Annotated in this window: 22 protein-coding genes; 7 read left to right on the forward strand and 15 right to left on the reverse strand. The window is 64.9% G+C overall.

Annotated elements, in window-relative coordinates; all coding sequences use genetic code 11:
- Window positions 1-3 precede the first annotated feature (3 nt).
- From nuoK to ACE10X_RS23680, 14 genes are all read right to left on the reverse strand, one after another.
- On the reverse strand, window positions 4-312 hold the full coding sequence (nuoK, locus tag ACE10X_RS23615) for an NADH-quinone oxidoreductase subunit NuoK (protein ID WP_016841823.1): 309 nt from the start codon (window positions 310-312) through the stop codon (window positions 4-6).
- Complete coding sequence (locus tag ACE10X_RS23620; RefSeq protein ID WP_375762955.1) at window positions 309-947, reverse strand: NADH-quinone oxidoreductase subunit J; 639 nt, start codon at window positions 945-947, stop codon at window positions 309-311. The genes nuoK and ACE10X_RS23620 overlap by 4 nt, the downstream gene beginning before the upstream one ends.
- Window positions 948-956: 9 nt before the next feature.
- Window positions 957-1,451, reverse strand: a complete 495-nt coding sequence (gene nuoI / locus ACE10X_RS23625; protein WP_018271854.1) for an NADH-quinone oxidoreductase subunit NuoI — start codon at window positions 1,449-1,451, stop codon at window positions 957-959.
- 7 nt (window positions 1,452-1,458) lie between these two features.
- Window positions 1,459-2,529 (reverse strand): NADH-quinone oxidoreductase subunit NuoH, encoded by a 1,071-nt coding sequence (gene nuoH / locus ACE10X_RS23630; RefSeq protein WP_304555283.1) that lies wholly within the window; start codon window positions 2,527-2,529, stop codon window positions 1,459-1,461.
- 10 nt (window positions 2,530-2,539) lie between these two features.
- Entirely contained in the window at window positions 2,540-4,615 is a 2,076-nt protein-coding gene (gene nuoG, locus ACE10X_RS23635) for an NADH-quinone oxidoreductase subunit NuoG (protein ID WP_038385076.1), read from the reverse strand.
- Window positions 4,616-4,622: 7 nt separating this feature from the next.
- Entirely contained in the window at window positions 4,623-5,111 is a 489-nt protein-coding gene (locus tag ACE10X_RS23640) for a hypothetical protein (protein ID WP_157787992.1), read from the reverse strand.
- 8 nt (window positions 5,112-5,119) lie between these two features.
- Window positions 5,120-6,445 (reverse strand): NADH-quinone oxidoreductase subunit NuoF, encoded by a 1,326-nt coding sequence (nuoF, locus tag ACE10X_RS23645; protein ID WP_038385074.1) that lies wholly within the window; start codon window positions 6,443-6,445, stop codon window positions 5,120-5,122.
- 19 nt (window positions 6,446-6,464) lie between these two features.
- Window positions 6,465-6,677: a hypothetical protein gene (locus ACE10X_RS23650; protein WP_035631350.1), complete on the reverse strand. Its 213-nt coding sequence runs from the start codon at window positions 6,675-6,677 to the stop codon at window positions 6,465-6,467.
- Entirely contained in the window at window positions 6,677-7,288 is a 612-nt protein-coding gene (gene nuoE, locus ACE10X_RS23655; protein ID WP_038385073.1) for an NADH-quinone oxidoreductase subunit NuoE, read from the reverse strand. Before nuoE ends, ACE10X_RS23650 begins: the two co-directional genes overlap by 1 nt.
- Before the next feature lie 41 nt (window positions 7,289-7,329).
- Window positions 7,330-8,526: an NADH-quinone oxidoreductase subunit D gene (locus ACE10X_RS23660; protein ID WP_038385072.1), complete on the reverse strand. Its 1,197-nt coding sequence runs from the start codon at window positions 8,524-8,526 to the stop codon at window positions 7,330-7,332.
- Window positions 8,523-9,140, reverse strand: a complete 618-nt coding sequence (locus ACE10X_RS23665; protein ID WP_375762956.1) for an NADH-quinone oxidoreductase subunit C — start codon at window positions 9,138-9,140, stop codon at window positions 8,523-8,525. The genes ACE10X_RS23660 and ACE10X_RS23665 overlap by 4 nt, the downstream gene beginning before the upstream one ends.
- Window positions 9,141-9,150: 10 nt before the next feature.
- Window positions 9,151-9,696: a NuoB/complex I 20 kDa subunit family protein gene (locus tag ACE10X_RS23670; protein WP_375762957.1), complete on the reverse strand. Its 546-nt coding sequence runs from the start codon at window positions 9,694-9,696 to the stop codon at window positions 9,151-9,153.
- A 50-nt stretch (window positions 9,697-9,746) separates the two neighbouring features.
- Window positions 9,747-10,112 carry an NADH-quinone oxidoreductase subunit A gene (locus ACE10X_RS23675; protein WP_018271860.1) on the reverse strand — a complete coding sequence of 122 codons (366 nt, stop codon included), beginning with the start codon at window positions 10,110-10,112 and terminating at the stop codon, window positions 9,747-9,749.
- A 214-nt stretch (window positions 10,113-10,326) separates the two neighbouring features.
- Window positions 10,327-10,842 (reverse strand): MarR family winged helix-turn-helix transcriptional regulator, encoded by a 516-nt coding sequence (locus ACE10X_RS23680; protein ID WP_050384956.1) that lies wholly within the window; start codon window positions 10,840-10,842, stop codon window positions 10,327-10,329.
- A 130-nt stretch (window positions 10,843-10,972) separates the two neighbouring features.
- Here ACE10X_RS23680 and ACE10X_RS23685 point away from each other — a divergent pair, with 130 nt between their 5' ends.
- Both ACE10X_RS23685 and ACE10X_RS23690 read left to right on the forward strand, forming a co-directional pair.
- Window positions 10,973-12,163 (forward strand): aromatic ring-hydroxylating dioxygenase subunit alpha, encoded by a 1,191-nt coding sequence (locus tag ACE10X_RS23685; RefSeq protein WP_038385070.1) that lies wholly within the window; start codon window positions 10,973-10,975, stop codon window positions 12,161-12,163.
- A 48-nt stretch (window positions 12,164-12,211) separates the two neighbouring features.
- Window positions 12,212-13,504: an MFS transporter gene (locus ACE10X_RS23690; protein ID WP_038385069.1), complete on the forward strand. Its 1,293-nt coding sequence runs from the start codon at window positions 12,212-12,214 to the stop codon at window positions 13,502-13,504.
- 41 nt (window positions 13,505-13,545) lie between these two features.
- Here the strand turns inward: ACE10X_RS23690 and ACE10X_RS23695 are convergent, their stop codons facing one another.
- Window positions 13,546-14,559, reverse strand: coding sequence for a TRAP transporter substrate-binding protein (locus tag ACE10X_RS23695; RefSeq protein ID WP_038385068.1), 1,014 nt, complete (start codon window positions 14,557-14,559; stop codon window positions 13,546-13,548).
- A gap of 200 nt (window positions 14,560-14,759) precedes the next feature.
- Between ACE10X_RS23695 and ACE10X_RS23700 the strand changes: the two genes are divergently transcribed.
- The 5 genes from ACE10X_RS23700 to ACE10X_RS23720 all read left to right on the forward strand — a co-directional run bounded on the left by ACE10X_RS23700 (window position 14,760) and on the right by ACE10X_RS23720 (window position 16,308).
- Window positions 14,760-14,963 carry a hypothetical protein gene (locus tag ACE10X_RS23700; protein ID WP_028333964.1) on the forward strand — a complete coding sequence of 68 codons (204 nt, stop codon included), beginning with the start codon at window positions 14,760-14,762 and terminating at the stop codon, window positions 14,961-14,963.
- Window positions 14,964-15,019: 56 nt separating this feature from the next.
- Window positions 15,020-15,166 carry a hypothetical protein gene (locus tag ACE10X_RS23705; protein ID WP_157787991.1) on the forward strand — a complete coding sequence of 49 codons (147 nt, stop codon included), beginning with the start codon at window positions 15,020-15,022 and terminating at the stop codon, window positions 15,164-15,166.
- Window positions 15,159-15,803 carry a haloacid dehalogenase-like hydrolase gene (locus ACE10X_RS23710; RefSeq protein ID WP_038385067.1) on the forward strand — a complete coding sequence of 215 codons (645 nt, stop codon included), beginning with the start codon at window positions 15,159-15,161 and terminating at the stop codon, window positions 15,801-15,803. The genes ACE10X_RS23705 and ACE10X_RS23710 overlap by 8 nt, the downstream gene beginning before the upstream one ends.
- Before the next feature lie 98 nt (window positions 15,804-15,901).
- On the forward strand, window positions 15,902-16,102 hold the full coding sequence (locus ACE10X_RS23715) for a hypothetical protein (protein WP_038385066.1): 201 nt from the start codon (window positions 15,902-15,904) through the stop codon (window positions 16,100-16,102).
- Between the two features lie 14 nt (window positions 16,103-16,116).
- Window positions 16,117-16,308, forward strand: coding sequence for a hypothetical protein (locus tag ACE10X_RS23720; protein ID WP_038385065.1), 192 nt, complete (start codon window positions 16,117-16,119; stop codon window positions 16,306-16,308).
- The last annotated feature ends 22 nt before the right edge of the window (window positions 16,309-16,330 follow it).

The following is a 16,330-nucleotide window of genomic DNA, read 5'->3' on the forward strand; positions in this document are numbered from 1 at the left end:
CGCCTAGCCCTTCATCAGATTGACGTCTTCAACCGCGATCGAACCGCGGTTGCGGAAATACACCACCAGCACGGCGAGACCGATCGCAGCCTCGGCGGCGGCCACTGTCAGCACCAAGAGCGCGAACACCTGGCCGACGATGTCGCCCAGGAAGGTCGAGAACGCCACCAGATTGATGTTGACCGACAGCAGGATCAGCTCGATCGACATCAGGATGACGATGATGTTCTTGCGGTTGAGGAAGATGCCGAGGATCCCGAGCGTGAACAGGATCGCGGCGACCGCGAGATAGTGTCCGAGCCCGATCGTCATTTCACCCACTCCGCCGCGTCGGCATCCTGCAGGCCCTGCCCCGACGCCACCTTGCGCATCGCCATCGCCATCTCGGGCGTGCGCGCGTTCTGCACGTTGATGTTCTGCCGCTTGACCTTGGCCTTGTGGCGCAGCGTCAGCACGATGGCGCCGATCATCGCGACCAGCAGCACCATGCCGGCGAGCTGGAAGTAATGGATGTACTTCGTATAGAGCACGAGGCCGAGCGCCTCGGTGTTGCTGACATTGGTCGGGATCGCCGCGGTGATCGTCTTGGTGACCTGCGGGTTGATCACCCAGGCGCCGACGACGAGCAGCAGCTCGAACATGAAGATGCCGCCGATCACGATGCCAATCGGCAGATACTGGATGAAGCCCTCGCGCAGCTCGACGAAATCGACGTCGAGCATCATGATCACGAACAGGAACAGCACCGCGACCGCGCCGACATAGACCACGATCAGCATCATCCCGAGGAACTCGGCGCCCATCAGGAGGAACAGCCCGGCCGCGTTGACGAAGGCCAGGATCAGGAACAGCACGGAGTGCACGGGATTGCGCGAGACAATCACCATGACCGCCGAGGCCACGCAGACCGCGGCAAACAGATAGAAGAACAGCGCCGAAAGGATCATGCCCTCACCTCACCGGTACGGCGCGTCGAGCGCGATCGACTTCGCAATCTCGCGCTCCCAGCGGTCGCCGTTGGCGAGCAGCTTGGCCTTGTCATAGTACAGTTCCTCGCGGGTCTCGGTCGCGAACTCGAAATTCGGTCCCTCGACGATGGCGTCCACCGGGCATGCCTCCTGGCACAGGCCGCAATAGATGCACTTCACCATGTCGATGTCGTAACGCACCGTGCGGCGGGTGCCGTCGTTGCGGCGCGGGCCGGCCTCGATCGTGATCGCCTGCGCCGGGCAGATCGCCTCGCACAGCTTGCAGGCGATGCAGCGCTCCTCGCCGTTCGGATAGCGGCGCAGCGCGTGCTCGCCGCGGAAGCGCGGCGAGATCGGGCCCTTCTCGAAGGGATAGTTCAGCGTCGGCTTCGGCTGGAAGAAATAGCGCATCGCGAGGAAGAACGCCGAGACGAATTCCGACAGCAGAAGCGAGCGGGCTGTTGCGTTGACATTGACACTCATGACGGCCTCACTTCGGCGCGATGCCGGCGAACTGCAGCACGCCGGCCACGATCACCACCATCGCCAGCGACAGCGGCAGGAACACCTTCCAGCCGAGCCGCATCAGTTGATCGTAGCGGTAGCGCGGCACGATCGCCTTCGCCATCGCGAACATGAAGAACATGAAGAACACCTTCAGGGCGAACCAGACGATGCCCGGAATCCAGGTGAACGGCGGCAGGTTGACCGGCGGCAGCCAGCCGCCCAGGAACAGGATCGACGCCAGCGCGCACATCGTGGTGATCGCGACATACTCGCCGAGCATGAACAAAAGATACGGGGTCGAGCCGTATTCGGTCATGAAGCCGGCGACCAGTTCGGATTCGGCTTCCACCAGGTCGAACGGCGGACGGTTGGTTTCCGCGAGCGCCGAGACGTAGAACACGACGAACATCGGGAACAGCGGCCACACATACCAGTTCAGGATGGTGAGCTGCGGCAGGCCGATCAGGTGCGCAAGCCCGCGGGTGTTCTGCGCCTCGACCACCGCCGACAGGTTCAGCGAGCCGACGCAGAGCAGCACGGTGATGATGACGAAGCCGATCGAGACCTCGTAGGACACCATCTGCGCCGCCGAGCGCAGCGCGGCCAGGAACGGGTATTTCGAGTTCGACGACCAGCCGGCCATGATGATGCCGTAGATCGACAGCGACGAGATCGCGAAGATGTAGAGAACGCCGACATTGATGTCGGAGATCACCCAGCCGAGATCGAACGGGATCACCGCCCAGGCGGCCAGCGCCAGCACGCACGACACCAGCGGCGCCAGCAGGAACACGCCCTTGTTGGCGCCGGACGGAATCACCGGCTCCTTCAGTACGAATTTCAGGAGGTCGGCGAAGGATTGCAGCAATCCGAACGGCCCGACCACGTTGGGGCCGCGGCGGATCTGCACCGCCGCCCAGATCTTGCGGTCGGCGAGCAGGATATAGGCGATCGCGATCAGGAGCACGACCAGCAGCAACAGGCTCTCCGCGACCATGATGATCAGCGGCCAGAGGAAGCCGGTCCAGAACGAGCTTGCGAAGAATTCAGCCATCAGGTCACGCTCACTCCGCTGCCGTCAGCATTCGGCCCGACGCCAGCCGCGAGCATTCCGCCATCACGGCAGAGGCCCGCGCGATCGGGTTGGTCAGATAGAAATCCTCGACGGTCGGCTTGAACGCCGCCTTGTCGACGCTGCCGCCCTTGCCGGCCAGCGCCTTGACGTCGTCGGGCTTGCCGGCCTCGATCTGGTCGAGCCGCATCAGATGCGGATGGGCCTTGAACATCGCTTGCCGCAGCGCCTGCAGCGAGTCGAACGGCAGCTTCTTGCCGAGCACGTCGGACAGCGCGCGGATGATCGCCCAGTCCTCGCGGGCCTCGCCCGGCGGGAACGCGGCGCGGTTGGCGATCTGCGCCCGGCCCTCGGTATTGACGTAGATGCCGGACTTCTCGGTATAGGCCGCGCCCGGCAGGATGACGTCGGCGCGATGCGCGCCCTGGTCGCCATGGGTGCCGATATAGACCACGAAGGTGCCGTCTGGCGCCTTGATCTCGTCGGCGCCGAGCAGGAACAGCACGTCGAGCGTGCCGAAGGTCGTCATCTGCGCCGAGGTCAGCCCGCCCGCCGCCGGCGAGAAGCCGATATCGAGCGCGCCGGCGCGCGAGGCGGTATCTTGCAGCACGGCAAAGCCGTTCCAGCCGTCCTTCAGCGCGCCGACGTCGACCGCGAGCTTGGCAGCCTGCGCCAGCACGGCCGCGCCGTCATGCCTGGTGTAGGCGCCGGCGCCGACCAGGATGATCGGGTGCTGGGCCTTCTTCAAGACGTCGGCAAAGGAGTGCTTGCCCGCCACGAGATCGGCCAGCGTATCGGTGCCCGCGCCGAGATAGTCGTGGTCATAGGTGAAATCGGCCTTGGCGCCGATCATGCCGACCTTGAGCCCGCCGGTGCGCCAGCGCTTGCGGATCCGCGCGTTCAGCACCGCGGCTTCCTTGCGCGGATGCGAGCCGACGATCAGGATCGCGTCGGCCTGGTCGATGCCGGCAATGGTCGGATTGAAGATGTAGGAGCCGCGGCCGGCCTTGGCGTCGAACGCATCGCCGCCCTGCACGGCGAGATTGACCGAGCCGAACTTCGCGAGCAGTTCCTTCAGCGCATACATTTCGTCGACTGCGGCGAGATCGCCGGCGATCGCGCCGATCCGCTTGCCGTCGCTGCGGCCGGCCCTGGCGGCGATGGCGGCGAAGGCTTCCTGCCAGGTCGCCGGCCGGAGCTGGCCGTTCTCGCGCACATAGGGACGGTCGAGGCGCTGCGTGCGCAGGCCGTCGACGACGTGGCGGGTCTTGTCGGAGATCCACTCCTCGTTCACCGCCTCGTTGATGCGCGGCAGGATGCGCATCACCTCGCGGCCGCGGGTGTCGACGCGGATCGCAGATCCCACGCCGTCCATGACGTCGACCGACTGGGTCTTGCCGAGCTCCCAGGGCCGCGCCGCGAAGGCGTAAGGCTTGGAGGTCAGCGCGCCGACCGGGCAGATGTCGACGAGGTTGCCCTGCAGCTCCGAGCTCAGCGCCTGCTCGAGATAGGTGGTGATCTCCATGTCCTCGCCGCGACCGGTCGCGCCCATTTCCGGCGCGCCGCAGACTTCGGCGGAGAAGCGGACGCAGCGCGTGCACTGGATGCAGCGGTTCATCGAGGTCTTGACCAGCGCGCCGAGATACTTGTCCTCGACCGCGCGCTTGTTCTCGGCGAAACGGCTGGTGTCGACGCCGTAGCCCATCGCCTGGTCCTGCAGGTCGCACTCGCCGCCCTGGTCGCAGATCGGGCAGTCCAGCGGATGGTTGATCAGCAGGAACTCCATCACGCCCTCGCGCGCCTTCTTCACCATCGGCGAACGGGTCGAGATCTCCGGCGGCTCGCCCTTCGGGCCCGGCCGGCAGTCGCGCACGGCCCAGGCGCAGCTCGCGACCGGCTTCGGGCCGCCCTTCACCTCGACCAGGCACATCCGGCAATTGCCGGCGATCGACAGCCGCTCGTGATAGCAGAAGCGCGGAATCTCTGCGCCGGCCGCCTCGCACGCCTGCAGCAGCGTGTACTCCGGCGGCACATCGATCTCTTTGCCATCGACGATGATCTTGCTCATGTCTGTCTCAAGTCTTTCCGAGCTTGCAGTCGGGCGGTGCGACGCTCGCGGTTTTCAATGAGGTCTTCACCCATTGCTGGGTGTCGGCGCCGTAGGTCGCGAGATAGGCAGGCTGCGCCTGGTTCTTCTCGCAGAGGAACGGCAGATGCGGTTTCAGGTCGTAGTCACACGATGCCTGCCATTCGCGCTTGTCCGCGAATGCGGCAAAGGTCTCCTCGCAGGCATAGAGGAAGTACGAGACAAAACTTTCATATTGGGACCGCTCTTCGCGGCCGCCGGCCTTGATGGCTTCGTAATCGGGCTGAGCGAATTTCGGATTCTGGAATGCGAGATCGGTGTAGCCGAGAAACGCCGAACGCGCGCTGGAGGCGCGGTTCGAGGTGCGGATTTCGTTGATCTGCAGCAGGATTGCACCAAAGCCGAGCAGCGCCACGGTCGCCTGCGCCATCTGCGCAAGCGTTCCGTACTTCTGCCACCATGCGGCCTGTTGCGTCATCGCCAGCATTACTCCGCGGCTACCATGTGCATGGGATCGCGCACGCCCTGATCGTCGAGATCGGCCTTGTGCGAATACTGGTCGATGCGCTCTTCGATCTCGTGACGGAAATGCGCGATCAGGCCCTGGATCGGCCAGGCAGCGGCGTCGCCGAGCGCGCAGATGGTGTGGCCCTCGACCTGCTTGGTGACCTCGAGCAGCATGTCGATCTCGCGCTTGTGGGCGCGGCCCTCGGCCATCCGGGTCAGGACGCGCCACATCCACCCGGTGCCCTCGCGGCACGGCGTGCACTGGCCGCAGCTCTCATGCTTGTAGAAATAGGAGATGCGCGCGATCGCCCGGATCAGGTCGGTCGACTTGTCCATCACGATCACCGCCGCGGTGCCGAGGCCGGAGCGCAACTTGCTCAAGCTGTCGAAATCCATCGGCGTGTCGATGATCTGCTCGGCCGGCACCATGCGCACCGACGAGCCGCCGGGGATCACGGCCTTCAGATTGCCCCAGCCGCCGCGAATGCCGCCGCAATGCTTCTCGATCAGTTCGCGGAACGGAATCCCCATCGCCTCTTCGACGTTGCAGGGCCGCTCGACGTGGCCGGAGATGCAGAACAGCTTGGTGCCGACATTGTTCGGCCGGCCGATGGCGGCGAACCAGGCGGCGCCGCGGCGCAGGATGTCGGGTGCGACCGCGATCGACTCGACGTTGTTGACGGTGGTCGGGCAGCCATAGAGGCCGACATTGGCCGGGAACGGCGGCTTCAGCCGCGGCTGGCCCTTCTTGCCCTCGAGGCTCTCGAGCAGCGCGGTCTCCTCGCCGCAGATATAGGCGCCGGCGCCGTGCGCGACATAGATGTCGAACGGCCAACCGTTGATGTTGTCCTTGCCGACCAGCTTGGCCTCATAGGCCTGGTCGATCGCCGCCTGCAGCCGCTCGCGCTCGCGGATGAACTCGCCGCGGATATAGACGTAGCAGGCATGCGCGCCCATCGCGAAGCTCGCGAGCAGGCAGCCTTCGACCAAGAGGTGCGGATCGTGCCGCATGATCTCGCGGTCCTTGCAGGTGCCGGGCTCCGACTCGTCGGCGTTGACGACGAGGTAGCTCGGACGGCCGTCCTTGGATTCCTTCGGCATGAAGGACCACTTCATGCCGGTCGGGAAGCCGGCGCCGCCGCGACCGCGCAGGCCCGACGCCTTCATCTCGTTGATGATCCAGTCGCGACCCTTGTCGATGATCCCTTTGGTGCCATCCCAGGCGCCTCTGCGACGCGCGCCCTCGAGGCCCCAATCATGCAGGCCGTAGAGGTTCTTGAAGATGCGGTCCTTGTCGTCGAGCATGCTCAAAACTTTCCGAACATCACCGATTGGCTTGCGAATAAGCGAGCCCGGCGGCGCAGCCGCCGAACACGATGGCCCACAACAGGCTGGATTCCAGCGTGGCGCTCAGGCCGTAGCGTTGCAGCAGGAACATGAAGCCCGCCGCGACAACGGTATGCAGGGCGATCGTGCGCCAGGCCTTCATCGCAGCGCCCCTTCCCGTCTCATCTGCTAGCACCTGAAAGCTCCGCATCAGGTGGTTTCCTTCAGCGTCGTCGGCCCGCCCGCGGGCGCCGAGAACTGACGGTCGATCTGCGGGCCCGGGTTCGGCGGATTGCCGGCGGCAAAGCCGTCGAGCACCTTGCCGAAGCTTTCCTTGGTCAGGTCCTCATAGGTGTCCTTCCAGATCAGCACCATCGGCGCGTTCACACAGGCCCCTAAGCACTCGACCTCTTCCCAGGAGAAGTTGCCGTCCTTCGACAGCTGGAAGGGATCGTGATGGATGCGATGCTGGCAGACCTCGATCAGGTCGGCGGCGCCGCGCAGCCGGCACGGCGTGGTGCCGCACACCTGCACATGCGCCTTCTTGCCGACCGGCGAGAGCTGGAACATGGTGTAGAAGGTCGCGATCTCCAGCATGCGGATATGCGGCATCTCGAGCAGGTCGGCGACGGCGCGGATCGCGGCTTCCGAGACCCAGCCGTCATGCTGCTCCTGCACGCGCCACAGGATCGCGATCGCGGCCGAAGCCTGCCGTCCCGGCGGATACTTCTCGATCTGCTTCTTGGCCCAGGCGAGATTCTCGTCCGTGAACGTGAAGCTCGCGGGCTGCAATTCCTTCGGGGCAAGGCGGCGGACGGACATCGATCAAACTCTCATTGCGCGCGGTGCGGATGCGGACATCGTCACCGGTCGACCTCGCCGAACACGATGTCCAGCGAGCCCAGGATGGCGGAAACGTCGGCCAGCAGATGGCCCCTGCAGATGTGATCCATCGCCTGCAGATGGGCGAAGCCCGGCGCGCGGATCTTGCACTTGTAGGGCTTGTTGGTGCCGTCGGCGACGAGGTAGACGCCGAACTCGCCCTTCGGCGCCTCGACCGCGGCATAGACTTCGCCGGCCGGCACGTGCACGCCTTCGGTGTAGAGCTTGAAATGATGGATCAGCGCTTCCATCGAGCGCTTCATCTCACCACGGCGCGGCGGCGCGATCTTGTTGTCCTCGACCACCACCGCGCCCTGCCCGTCGGGTGCTTTGAGCTTCTGGATGCACTGCTTCATGATGCGCACCGACTGGCGCATCTCTTCCATGCGGATCAGATAGCGGTCGTAGCAGTCGCCGTTCTTGCCGATCGGAATGTCGAAATCCATCTCGGCGTAGCATTCGTAGGGCTGCGACTTGCGCAGGTCCCAGGCCGCGCCCGAGCCGCGCACCATCACGCCGGAGAAGCCCCACTCCCAGGCTTCCTTCAGCGGCACCACGCCGATATCGACGTTGCGCTGCTTGAAGATGCGGTTGCCGGTGAGCAGCCGATCGAGATCGTCGACCACCTTGAGGAACGGATCGCACCACGCCTCGATGTCGTCGATCAGCTTCGGCGGCAGGTCCTGATGCACGCCGCCGACACGGAAGAACGCCGCGTGCATGCGCGAGCCCGAGGCGCGCTCATAGAACACCATCAGCTTCTCGCGCTCTTCGAAGCCCCACAGCGGCGGGGTCAGCGCGCCGACGTCCATCGCCTGCGTGGTGACGTTCAGCAGATGGGAGAGAATGCGGCCAATCTCGCAATAGAGCACGCGGATCAGCTGGCCGCGGCGCGGCACCGTGATGCCGAGCAGCTTTTCCGCCGCGAGGCAGAACGCGTGTTCCTGGTTCATCGGCGCGACGTAGTCGAGCCGGTCGAAATAGGGAATCGCCTGCAGATAGGTCTTGTGCTCGATCAGCTTCTCGGTGCCGCGGTGAAGCAGACCGATATGCGGATCGACGCGTTCGACGACTTCGCCGTCGAGCTCCAGCACGAGGCGCAGCACGCCGTGCGCCGCCGGATGCTGCGGCCCAAAGTTGATGGTGAAGTTACGAAGGTTTTGCGGCTGTTCATTCATGGCTTCGGCTCCGCCTTGGCCTTTTCATCGCCGGGCAGCGGATAGTCCGCGCCTTCCCAGGGCGAAAGGAAATCGAACTTGCGGAATTCCTGGTTGAGCCGGACCGGCTCGTACAGCACCCGCTTCTCCTGGTCGTCGTAGCGCACCTCGACGAAGCCGGTGAGCGGGAAATCCTTGCGCAGCGGATGGCCGTCGAAGCCGTAATCCGTCAGCAGGCGGCGCATGTCCGGATGACCGGTGAAGATCACGCCATAGAGGTCGTAGGTCTCGCGCTCGAACCAGTCGGCGCCGGGGAAGACGCCAAGGATCGACGGCACCTGCGTAGTCTCGTCGGCCTGGCCGCGCAAACGGATGCGCGCGTTCAGCGTCGGCGACAGCAGATGGTAGACAACGTCGAAGCGCTTCTCGCGGCTCGGATAGTCGACTGCGGTCACGTCGGTGACGTTGACGAAACGGCAGCCGGGATCGTCACGCAGAAACCTGGCGACGTCCACGATTCTGCCAATCTCGACGTCGATAGTGAGTTGATTGAACGCGACCGAGTGCGCCGTGGCCGCGCCCGGAAGCGCGCTCACGATCGTCTGCCCAAGGGCGTCGAGCTTGCCGTCGTCCATACCTGAAACCTTAGCGTTCAATAGTGCCGATACGGCGGATCTTCTTCTGCAGCAGCAGCACGCCGTAGAGCAGCGCTTCCGCCGTGGGCGGGCAGCCGGGCACGTAGATATCGATCGGCACGATGCGATCGCAGCCACGCACCACCGAGTAGGAGTAGTGATAGTAGCCGCCGCCATTGGCGCAGGAGCCCATCGAGATGACGTAGCGCGGCTCCGGCATCTGGTCGTAGACCTTGCGCAGCGCGGGCGCCATCTTGTTGGTCAGGGTGCCCGCGACGATCATCACGTCGGACTGGCGCGGCGAGGCGCGCGGCGCGAAGCCGAAGCGTTCGACGTCATAGCGCGGCATCGAGACCTGCATCATCTCGACCGCACAGCAGGCGAGACCGAAGGTCATCCACATCAGGGAGCCGGTGCGCGCCCAGGTGATGAGGTTATCGGCTGCGGCGACGAAGAAGCCCTTGTCGGACAGCTCGTGATTGACCTCGAGGAAAAACGGATCATTGGCGCCGACCGGCTTGCCCGTCGACGGATCAAGAATACCCTTCGGAGCCATGGCGATCTCAGATTTGGCAATCGCCGGCTGGGAGGTTGCGGCGGTGGGGCTCAATCCCATTCGAGCGCGCCTTTCTTCCATTCATACGCAAACCCGACCGTCAGCACGGCCAGGAACACCATCATCGACCAGAACCCGGTGGCGCCGAGCTTTCCGAACGCCACGGCCCAGGGGAACAGGAACGCCACTTCGAGGTCGAAGATGATGAAGAGGATCGCCACCAGATAGAAGCGGACGTCGAACTTCATGCGGGCGTCGTCAAAAGCGTTGAATCCGCATTCATAGGCGGACAGCTTTTCCGGGTCCGGCGATTGGAACGCGACCAGGAACGGTGCGATCAGGAGCGCCAGACCGATCAGGCTCGCAACTCCGATAAAGACCACAAGTGGGAGATAATTCTGCAGGATGCCGGTCATCGGCGAGGCCTTCTTGCTGCGGTTTCGGACGTGCCGCAGATTCGTTGATTGGAATTGTTCTTGAGGCTTTAGCGCAGCGCAACAGGGGGCGCAAGACAAGCTATTTTGACGCTTTTACCGTCCTTCCCGCGGGCTCTTAGCCTCATCAGGCGGATGCGCTTGCCTCCATGGGTAACGTCGCGACGGCCATTCTGTGCCCTGCGCTCTCCCCATGTCAGCCCAGCCCCCGCTCGGCAGCGAGCATCTCGGCGGCAGTCAGGGTGAGCCGATCGATGTGTCCGAGCAGCAGCTCGAGATCCCCCGGCGCAAGCTGTTCCAGCAGGCGCCGGTTTCGCTCCTGCGCGCCGGCCACGATGGCATCATGGGCGGCCAGGCCGGCCTTGGTAAGAGAGACCAAAGTCTCCCGGTTGTCGCGCGGATTGGCCGCCTTCGCCACCAGCTTGCGCGCCACGAGCTCGGCGAGTGCCCGGCTGATCTGCCCCTTGTCCATGCCGACGGCCTCGGCGAGCCGCACCACACTCATCGGCGGCCGCCGGCCGAGCGAGGCGACCAGGCCGAACTCGACCGAGGACAGGCCGGTCAGGCGCTTGTAGCGCAGCATCGCGCCGCGCCTGAGCAGGTTCGCCAGCACCATCAGCCGCGACGACATCATCGCGGTGATCGGCGCCAGTTCGGAATCGACAACGGCCTCCGGCGGCAAGGCCCTCTCAGTCCTGAGCTTCTCGGTCATCACCAACCTCTGCCAACAAAGCCGCGCGCTGCCAAGCTCAACGAGATCGTTGACATTGTCATCGATATATCGTTGACTTGGTCAACGATAGATCAGCCGCCGGCGCCAGACCAGCGGCGGGGAGGACAACATGACGATCACCCAGCGGGACCGCGATCTCGGCACGGCCTATGCGATGAAGCCGTCCAACACCCGGACCGAGCTCACCTCGGTCGGCCGCGGCACGCCGATGGGCGAGCTGCTGCGCCGGTATTGGCACCCGCTCGGCCTCACCGGTGACGCCACCGATATCCCCAGAAAAGTCCGCGCGCTTGGCGAAGACCTGATCCTGTTCCGCGACCGGCATGGCCGGGCCGGCCTGCTGCATGGGCGCTGCTGCCACCGCGGCACCACACTCTATTACGGCAAGGTCGAGGAAGACGGCATCCGCTGCTGCTATCACGGCTGGAAGTTTGACACCGAGGGCCGCTGCCTCGAACAACCCTGTGAGCCCGACGGCGGCCTGTTCAAGGACAAGGTGCGCCAGCCCTGGTATCCGGTGCAGGAACGCTACGGCCTGATCTTCGCCTATATGGGGCCCGCCGAGAAAAGGCCGGTGCTGCCGCGCTACGAGTGCCTGGAAAACATGGACGACGGCGAGTTCGTCGAGGCCGACGATTCCTCGATCGGCGGCGGCGGCCCTGCAGTGATCCCCTGCAACTGGCTGCAGCATTTCGAGAACGTCGCCGACCCCTACCATGTGCCGGTGCTGCACGGCTCGTTCAGCGGGCCGCAGTTCACCAATATGATGGCCTCGATGCCCGAGGTGAAGTTCGAGATGTCGCCGCGCGGGGTCGCGGTGCGTTCGATCCGCAGGCAGGACGACGGCAAGGTGTTCTATCGCGTCACCGAGGCCGCCCTCCCCACACTCCGCGTCGTGCCCAATCCGCGCGTCGCGCAGTTCGCGCGCGTCGAATCGATCGGCTGGACCTTGCCGATCGACGACACCTCGTTTCGCATCTACGTCGCCGGCCGGGTCAAGAACGCGGGCGATATCGGGCGGATGCGCTCGAAGTTCAACGGCAAGTTCTGGTGGGACATGACCGAGGCCGAGCACCAGCAATTCCCCGGCGACTACGAGGCTCAGGTCGGCCAGGGGCCGGTGACGATCCATTCCGAAGAGCATTTTGGCCAGAGCGATCGCGGCATCCTGATGATCCGCCGGATGCTCTCTGACCAGATCGAGGCCATGGCCACCGGCCGCGACCCGATCGGGGTGTCGTTCGACGCCGACACGAGGCCGGTCGAATTCGAGGCAGGGAATTACATCCGCGAGGCGTAAGGCCCGCGCGCAAGCAACAACAATCAAGAAGATCCGGGGGAGGAAGTCATGGTCGATGTCGCACCGCAAGCGGCCGCGCCAATACAAGCTGCGGCCGCGCCCCCGGCGCGCCGCTACTACGTCCTCGCCTTGCTCACGATCATCTACGCCCTCAACTTCCTCGACCGCACCATCTTCAACGTGCTGATCGAACCGATCAAGAAGGAGTTCACGCTCAGCGACACCACGATGGGCCTGCTCGCCGGGTTCGGCTTCGTGCTGTTCTATTCGCTGCTCGGCATTCCGATCGCGCGGATGGCCGATCGCCTCAACCGCCGCAACATCGTAGCATTCGCCTTCGCGCTCTGGAGCGCGATGACCTATCTCTGCGGCCTCGCCTCCAGCGTCACGACGCTGGCGCTGGCGCGGGTCGGCGTCGGAATCGGGGAGTCAGCGGGAACGCCGGCCTCGCAATCGATGATCGCCGATCTGTTCGACAAGAATGAACGACCGCGCGCGCTCGGCATCTACGCGATCGGCACCTATCTTGGCGTCTTCCTCGGCTATTTCATCGGCGGCTATGTCAACCAGCACTATGGCTGGCGGATGGCGTTCTTCACCGCGGGCCTGCCCGGCATCGCGCTCGCCGCCGTGCTGTGGCTGACGATCACTGAACCGAAGCGCGGCGCAATGGCCGAGAGCTTCAAGGCCGAGCCGATCGGGCCGACATTGCGCTTCCTCGTATCGCAGCCGAGCTTCGTCATCGTGCTGATCGGCTTTTGTCTGACGACCTACACCAACTACGCCACCGCGGTGTGGATCCCGCCGTTCCTGGCGCGCATCCATCACCTCACCAGCGCCGAGATCGGCACCTATGCCGGCACCTTCAAGGGTCTCGCCGGCATGGCGGGCACGCTGATCGGCGGCCTCGTGGTGGCGCAGATCGGCCGTCGCGACGACCGCTGGAAGCTATGGGCGCCCGCGATCATGTCCGGCCTCGCCGGGCCGGTGTTCGCCCTGTGCATGCTGACGCAAAGCTTCACGCTGATGGTCGCGACGCTGGCGCTGACCTCGTTCATGGTCGGCTTCCATCTCGGCCCGATCTTCGCGATCGCGCAGACGGTGGCAAAACCCAGCATGCGCGCGCTGGCCTCGGCGATCGTGCTGCTGACCGCGACCTGCTTCGGCCAGGGCGTCGGCCCCCTCGCCGTCGGCATGATCAACGACGCGCTGAAAGGCACCTACGGCGTCGATGCGGTTCGCTACTCGCTGCTGTCGGCCGCGCTCACGACGACGCTCGGTGCCCTGCTGTTCGTGTGGGCGGCGCGCGCGATCCGCGCCGACATCGCGCGCGCGAGCTAGCACCCGTCTCAGCTGAGCCTGCGCGCGATGTCAGGCGGCGCTCACGTCAACTTCCCGGTATACTTCTCCAGCGCCGCCCAGGCGTCCGCGCCATAGGTCTTCTGCCACTGCGTGTAGAAGCCGGCCTTCACCAACGCGGCCCTGAACTGCACGGGATCAGGCTTGTTGAACGTCATGCCCTTCTCGGTCAGCTCGGCCTGCAGCGAGCGGTCCATCTCGACCAGATCGGCGCGCTCCTTCACCGCCGCGGCGTCGAACGCGGCATTGATGAGCTCGAGCAGATCGGGCGGCAGGCCCGCCATCGCGCGGCGGTTGCCGAGGATCCAGTAGCCGCTCCAGCAATGGTTCGAGAGCGCGCAGAATTTCTGCACCTCGTAGAGTTTTCCGGTGGAGACCTGCGCCAGCGGATTCTCCTGCCCTTCGACGATGTGGGTCTGCAACGCCGAATAGAGCTCGCTGTAGGAGATGCTCGACGGCAATGCGCCGAGCCCTGAGAACAGCGACGTCAGCAATGCCGTCACCGGCACGCGGATCTTGAAGCCCTTGAGATCGTCGACGCTGTTGAGCTGCCGGCTCGACGACGAGGTGATCTGGCGGAAGCCGTTGTCCCAGACCTTCTTCAGCGGCACGACGCCGGTCTTCGTGATCGCCTCGCCCACGAGGTCGCCGACGCCGCCGTCCATCGCCGCCCAGACCTGGTCGTAGGACTGGAAGGCGAAACCGATGCTGGGCAGTCCCGACAGTGGCACCAGCGTCGACAGCGTCATGCTGGGCGCCGCCAACAGCTCGATCCCGCCGGCCCGGACCTGTGACAGCATCTCCGGATCGCCGCCGAGCTGGCTGTTGGCGAACACCGTGATGTTGACCCGGCCGGACGACTGCGCGCCGACCGCCTTGGCGGCCTCAGTCAGGCGCATTGTTAGCGGGTGGGTTTCCGGAGTGTTGACGCCGAGCTTGAGATCGAACTCGGCGGCGGCAAGGACCGGCTTACCAAACATCGTGGCGGCAACTGCAGCAGAACCGGTTCCCAGCACCCGGCGGCGGGTCATTCTCATTGTTTTCATTATTGTTTTTCTCCCAAGCGCATGTCCGCGCTCACGGCCAGTTTTAGCCGGCCGCCAGTGTGACGCAAGGCACGGTGAAACCAATCCGCCCGTGGCACGAAACCATTTCCCGGAACTCACGAAACGATCCGGAAACAGATGGGGCTTACCAGTACCTGCCATAGACGGCGCACAGACGCCCGGAGGCGACCATGAACCACTCGATCCATTCAGCTGACCGCGCGACCCATCTCAAGATTGTGGTGGTTGCCCTTGTTGCGGGGATCGGGATTGCGGCGCTCGGCATCTCGGCCCGGAACAACGCGGATTTCACCCAGACTGCCCAGACGACGCAGGTCATCAAGGCCGGCAAACCGGTGGCGATCACCTCCTCGGGCACCTCGACGGTCCGCTAGGACGGGTTCAGGCTTCGGCAGACAAAACGGCCGCCCTCGGGCGGCCTTCTTTTTTGTTGGTCCTGATCGTCGCAAGCTCGGACCAGGATGGTGTGGCCTTTGCGAGCAAGTTCGGCTACGGCGATTGCCGGACCACCGAGACCGGGGCGCGCGCGATCGACGTGTGCAAGGTCGCAACCCGGCTGAGCGCCGCGCATGACTGAGCCTCGCCTCGCCGGCGACAACATTGCGAAGCCGCAGGATGCTTCCCGTACCGACGGGTCGCCCGCTTTGCTCGGCCTCCCGGCATCGCTGCCGCTGGTGCTCGATCTCGACGGCACGCTGATCACGGGCGACCTGCTCTATCTGAGCTTCTTCTCGATCCTGCGCCGCAATCCGCTGATCGTCGTGTCATGCGCCGCTTGGCTGACGCGCGGCCGCGCGGCACTGAAGCGCCGGCTCGCACAGCGCCAGCACATCGACTGGAGCCGGATCGAACTGCACCAGGACGTCGTCGCATTGGCCGAGCGCGAGAACGCGGCCGGCCGCCGCATCGTGCTGGCAACCGCGGCCGACGCGCTGCTCGCACAGAAGCTGGCGTCGCGTCTGCCTTGGATCGACCAGGTGCTTGCCTCCGACGGCGAACACAATCTCAAGGGTGCCAACAAGGCCGACCTGTTGCAGAAGACATTTCCCGAGGGCTTCATCTACGCCGGCGACAGCGCCTCCGACCTCGCGGTCTGGGCCCACGCTGCCGGCATCATCACCGTCAATGCCCGCGATGCCGTGCGCGCCGCCGCGGCCGGGCTCGGCAGGCCGACGCTGCATCTGCAGGGCCGCGCGGCCGCGGCGAAATCTTAATCGCGTCCTAACGCGGTCGCTCGATTGCAATCCGCTCCGCGACCCCAGTCTTAAAAGTTGCTCGGTTAAGGTCGGCGTCAACAGAGGCGCAGGCCACAATGAATTTGCAGCAGCAAGTAATCTCAACCGGCTTCAAGATCATCTGCACGGATTGCGGCAGCCTGGCGATCAAGGTCGCCGATCCGGCGCACGCATCCGGCGACACCATCATCGAATGCCGCCGCTGCAACGCGGTGCGCGGCACGGTGGCGGACCTGCACGACCTGGCGCGGCACGGCCGCGACCTGTTCGAATTCTAACCGCGGCCCCGCCGATGCTGTCAGACCCGAAGGCAACCGTGCAGAGCGACGTTCCCTTGGACACGGTCTGGTCGATCCTCGAGGCCGCCAACGAATTGAGCGACACCCACACGGTTGACGCCTGCCGCCGCGTCATCGACGCCAATTTGCGCGGCGACGCGCCAGGTCAATCCGACCTCAACGCGGTCGCCGCATTCTTCGCCTGATCAAGGCAACGTGTTGCCGTTC

This window comes from Bradyrhizobium sp. Pha-3, from assembly GCF_042258325.1.
GTDB classification, from domain to species: Bacteria; Pseudomonadota; Alphaproteobacteria; order Rhizobiales; family Xanthobacteraceae; genus Bradyrhizobium; species Bradyrhizobium elkanii.

Coding starts and splice junctions, on each gene's coding strand:
- ACE10X_RS23650 (WP_035631350.1), bottom strand. CDS start 6,677: ATGCGGAGCTTTCAGGTGCTAGCAGATGAGACGGGAAGGGGCGCTGCG.
- ACE10X_RS23710 (WP_038385067.1), top strand. CDS start 15,159: ATGACTGAGCCTCGCCTCGCCGGCGACAACATTGCGAAGCCGCAGGAT.
- ACE10X_RS23685 (WP_038385070.1), top strand. CDS start 10,973: ATGACGATCACCCAGCGGGACCGCGATCTCGGCACGGCCTATGCGATG.
- nuoH (WP_304555283.1), bottom strand. CDS start 2,529: ATGGCTGAATTCTTCGCAAGCTCGTTCTGGACCGGCTTCCTCTGGCCG.
- ACE10X_RS23640 (WP_157787992.1), bottom strand. CDS start 5,111: ATGACGCAACAGGCCGCATGGTGGCAGAAGTACGGAACGCTTGCGCAG.
- ACE10X_RS23695 (WP_038385068.1), bottom strand. CDS start 14,559: ATGAGAATGACCCGCCGCCGGGTGCTGGGAACCGGTTCTGCTGCAGTT.
- ACE10X_RS23690 (WP_038385069.1), top strand. CDS start 12,212: ATGGTCGATGTCGCACCGCAAGCGGCCGCGCCAATACAAGCTGCGGCC.
- nuoI (WP_018271854.1), bottom strand. CDS start 1,451: ATGAGTGTCAATGTCAACGCAACAGCCCGCTCGCTTCTGCTGTCGGAA.
- ACE10X_RS23660 (WP_038385072.1), bottom strand. CDS start 8,526: ATGAATGAACAGCCGCAAAACCTTCGTAACTTCACCATCAACTTTGGG.
- nuoF (WP_038385074.1), bottom strand. CDS start 6,445: ATGCTCGACGACAAGGACCGCATCTTCAAGAACCTCTACGGCCTGCAT.
- ACE10X_RS23720 (WP_038385065.1), top strand. CDS start 16,117: ATGCTGTCAGACCCGAAGGCAACCGTGCAGAGCGACGTTCCCTTGGAC.
- nuoK (WP_016841823.1), bottom strand. CDS start 312: ATGACGATCGGGCTCGGACACTATCTCGCGGTCGCCGCGATCCTGTTC.
- ACE10X_RS23715 (WP_038385066.1), top strand. CDS start 15,902: ATGAATTTGCAGCAGCAAGTAATCTCAACCGGCTTCAAGATCATCTGC.
- ACE10X_RS23665 (WP_375762956.1), bottom strand. CDS start 9,140: ATGGACGACGGCAAGCTCGACGCCCTTGGGCAGACGATCGTGAGCGCG.
- nuoG (WP_038385076.1), bottom strand. CDS start 4,615: ATGAGCAAGATCATCGTCGATGGCAAAGAGATCGATGTGCCGCCGGAG.
- ACE10X_RS23680 (WP_050384956.1), bottom strand. CDS start 10,842: ATGACCGAGAAGCTCAGGACTGAGAGGGCCTTGCCGCCGGAGGCCGTT.
- ACE10X_RS23670 (WP_375762957.1), bottom strand. CDS start 9,696: ATGGCTCCGAAGGGTATTCTTGATCCGTCGACGGGCAAGCCGGTCGGC.
- ACE10X_RS23620 (WP_375762955.1), bottom strand. CDS start 947: ATGATCCTTTCGGCGCTGTTCTTCTATCTGTTTGCCGCGGTCTGCGTG.
- nuoE (WP_038385073.1), bottom strand. CDS start 7,288: ATGTCCGTCCGCCGCCTTGCCCCGAAGGAATTGCAGCCCGCGAGCTTC.
- ACE10X_RS23700 (WP_028333964.1), top strand. CDS start 14,760: ATGAACCACTCGATCCATTCAGCTGACCGCGCGACCCATCTCAAGATT.
- ACE10X_RS23675 (WP_018271860.1), bottom strand. CDS start 10,112: ATGACCGGCATCCTGCAGAATTATCTCCCACTTGTGGTCTTTATCGGA.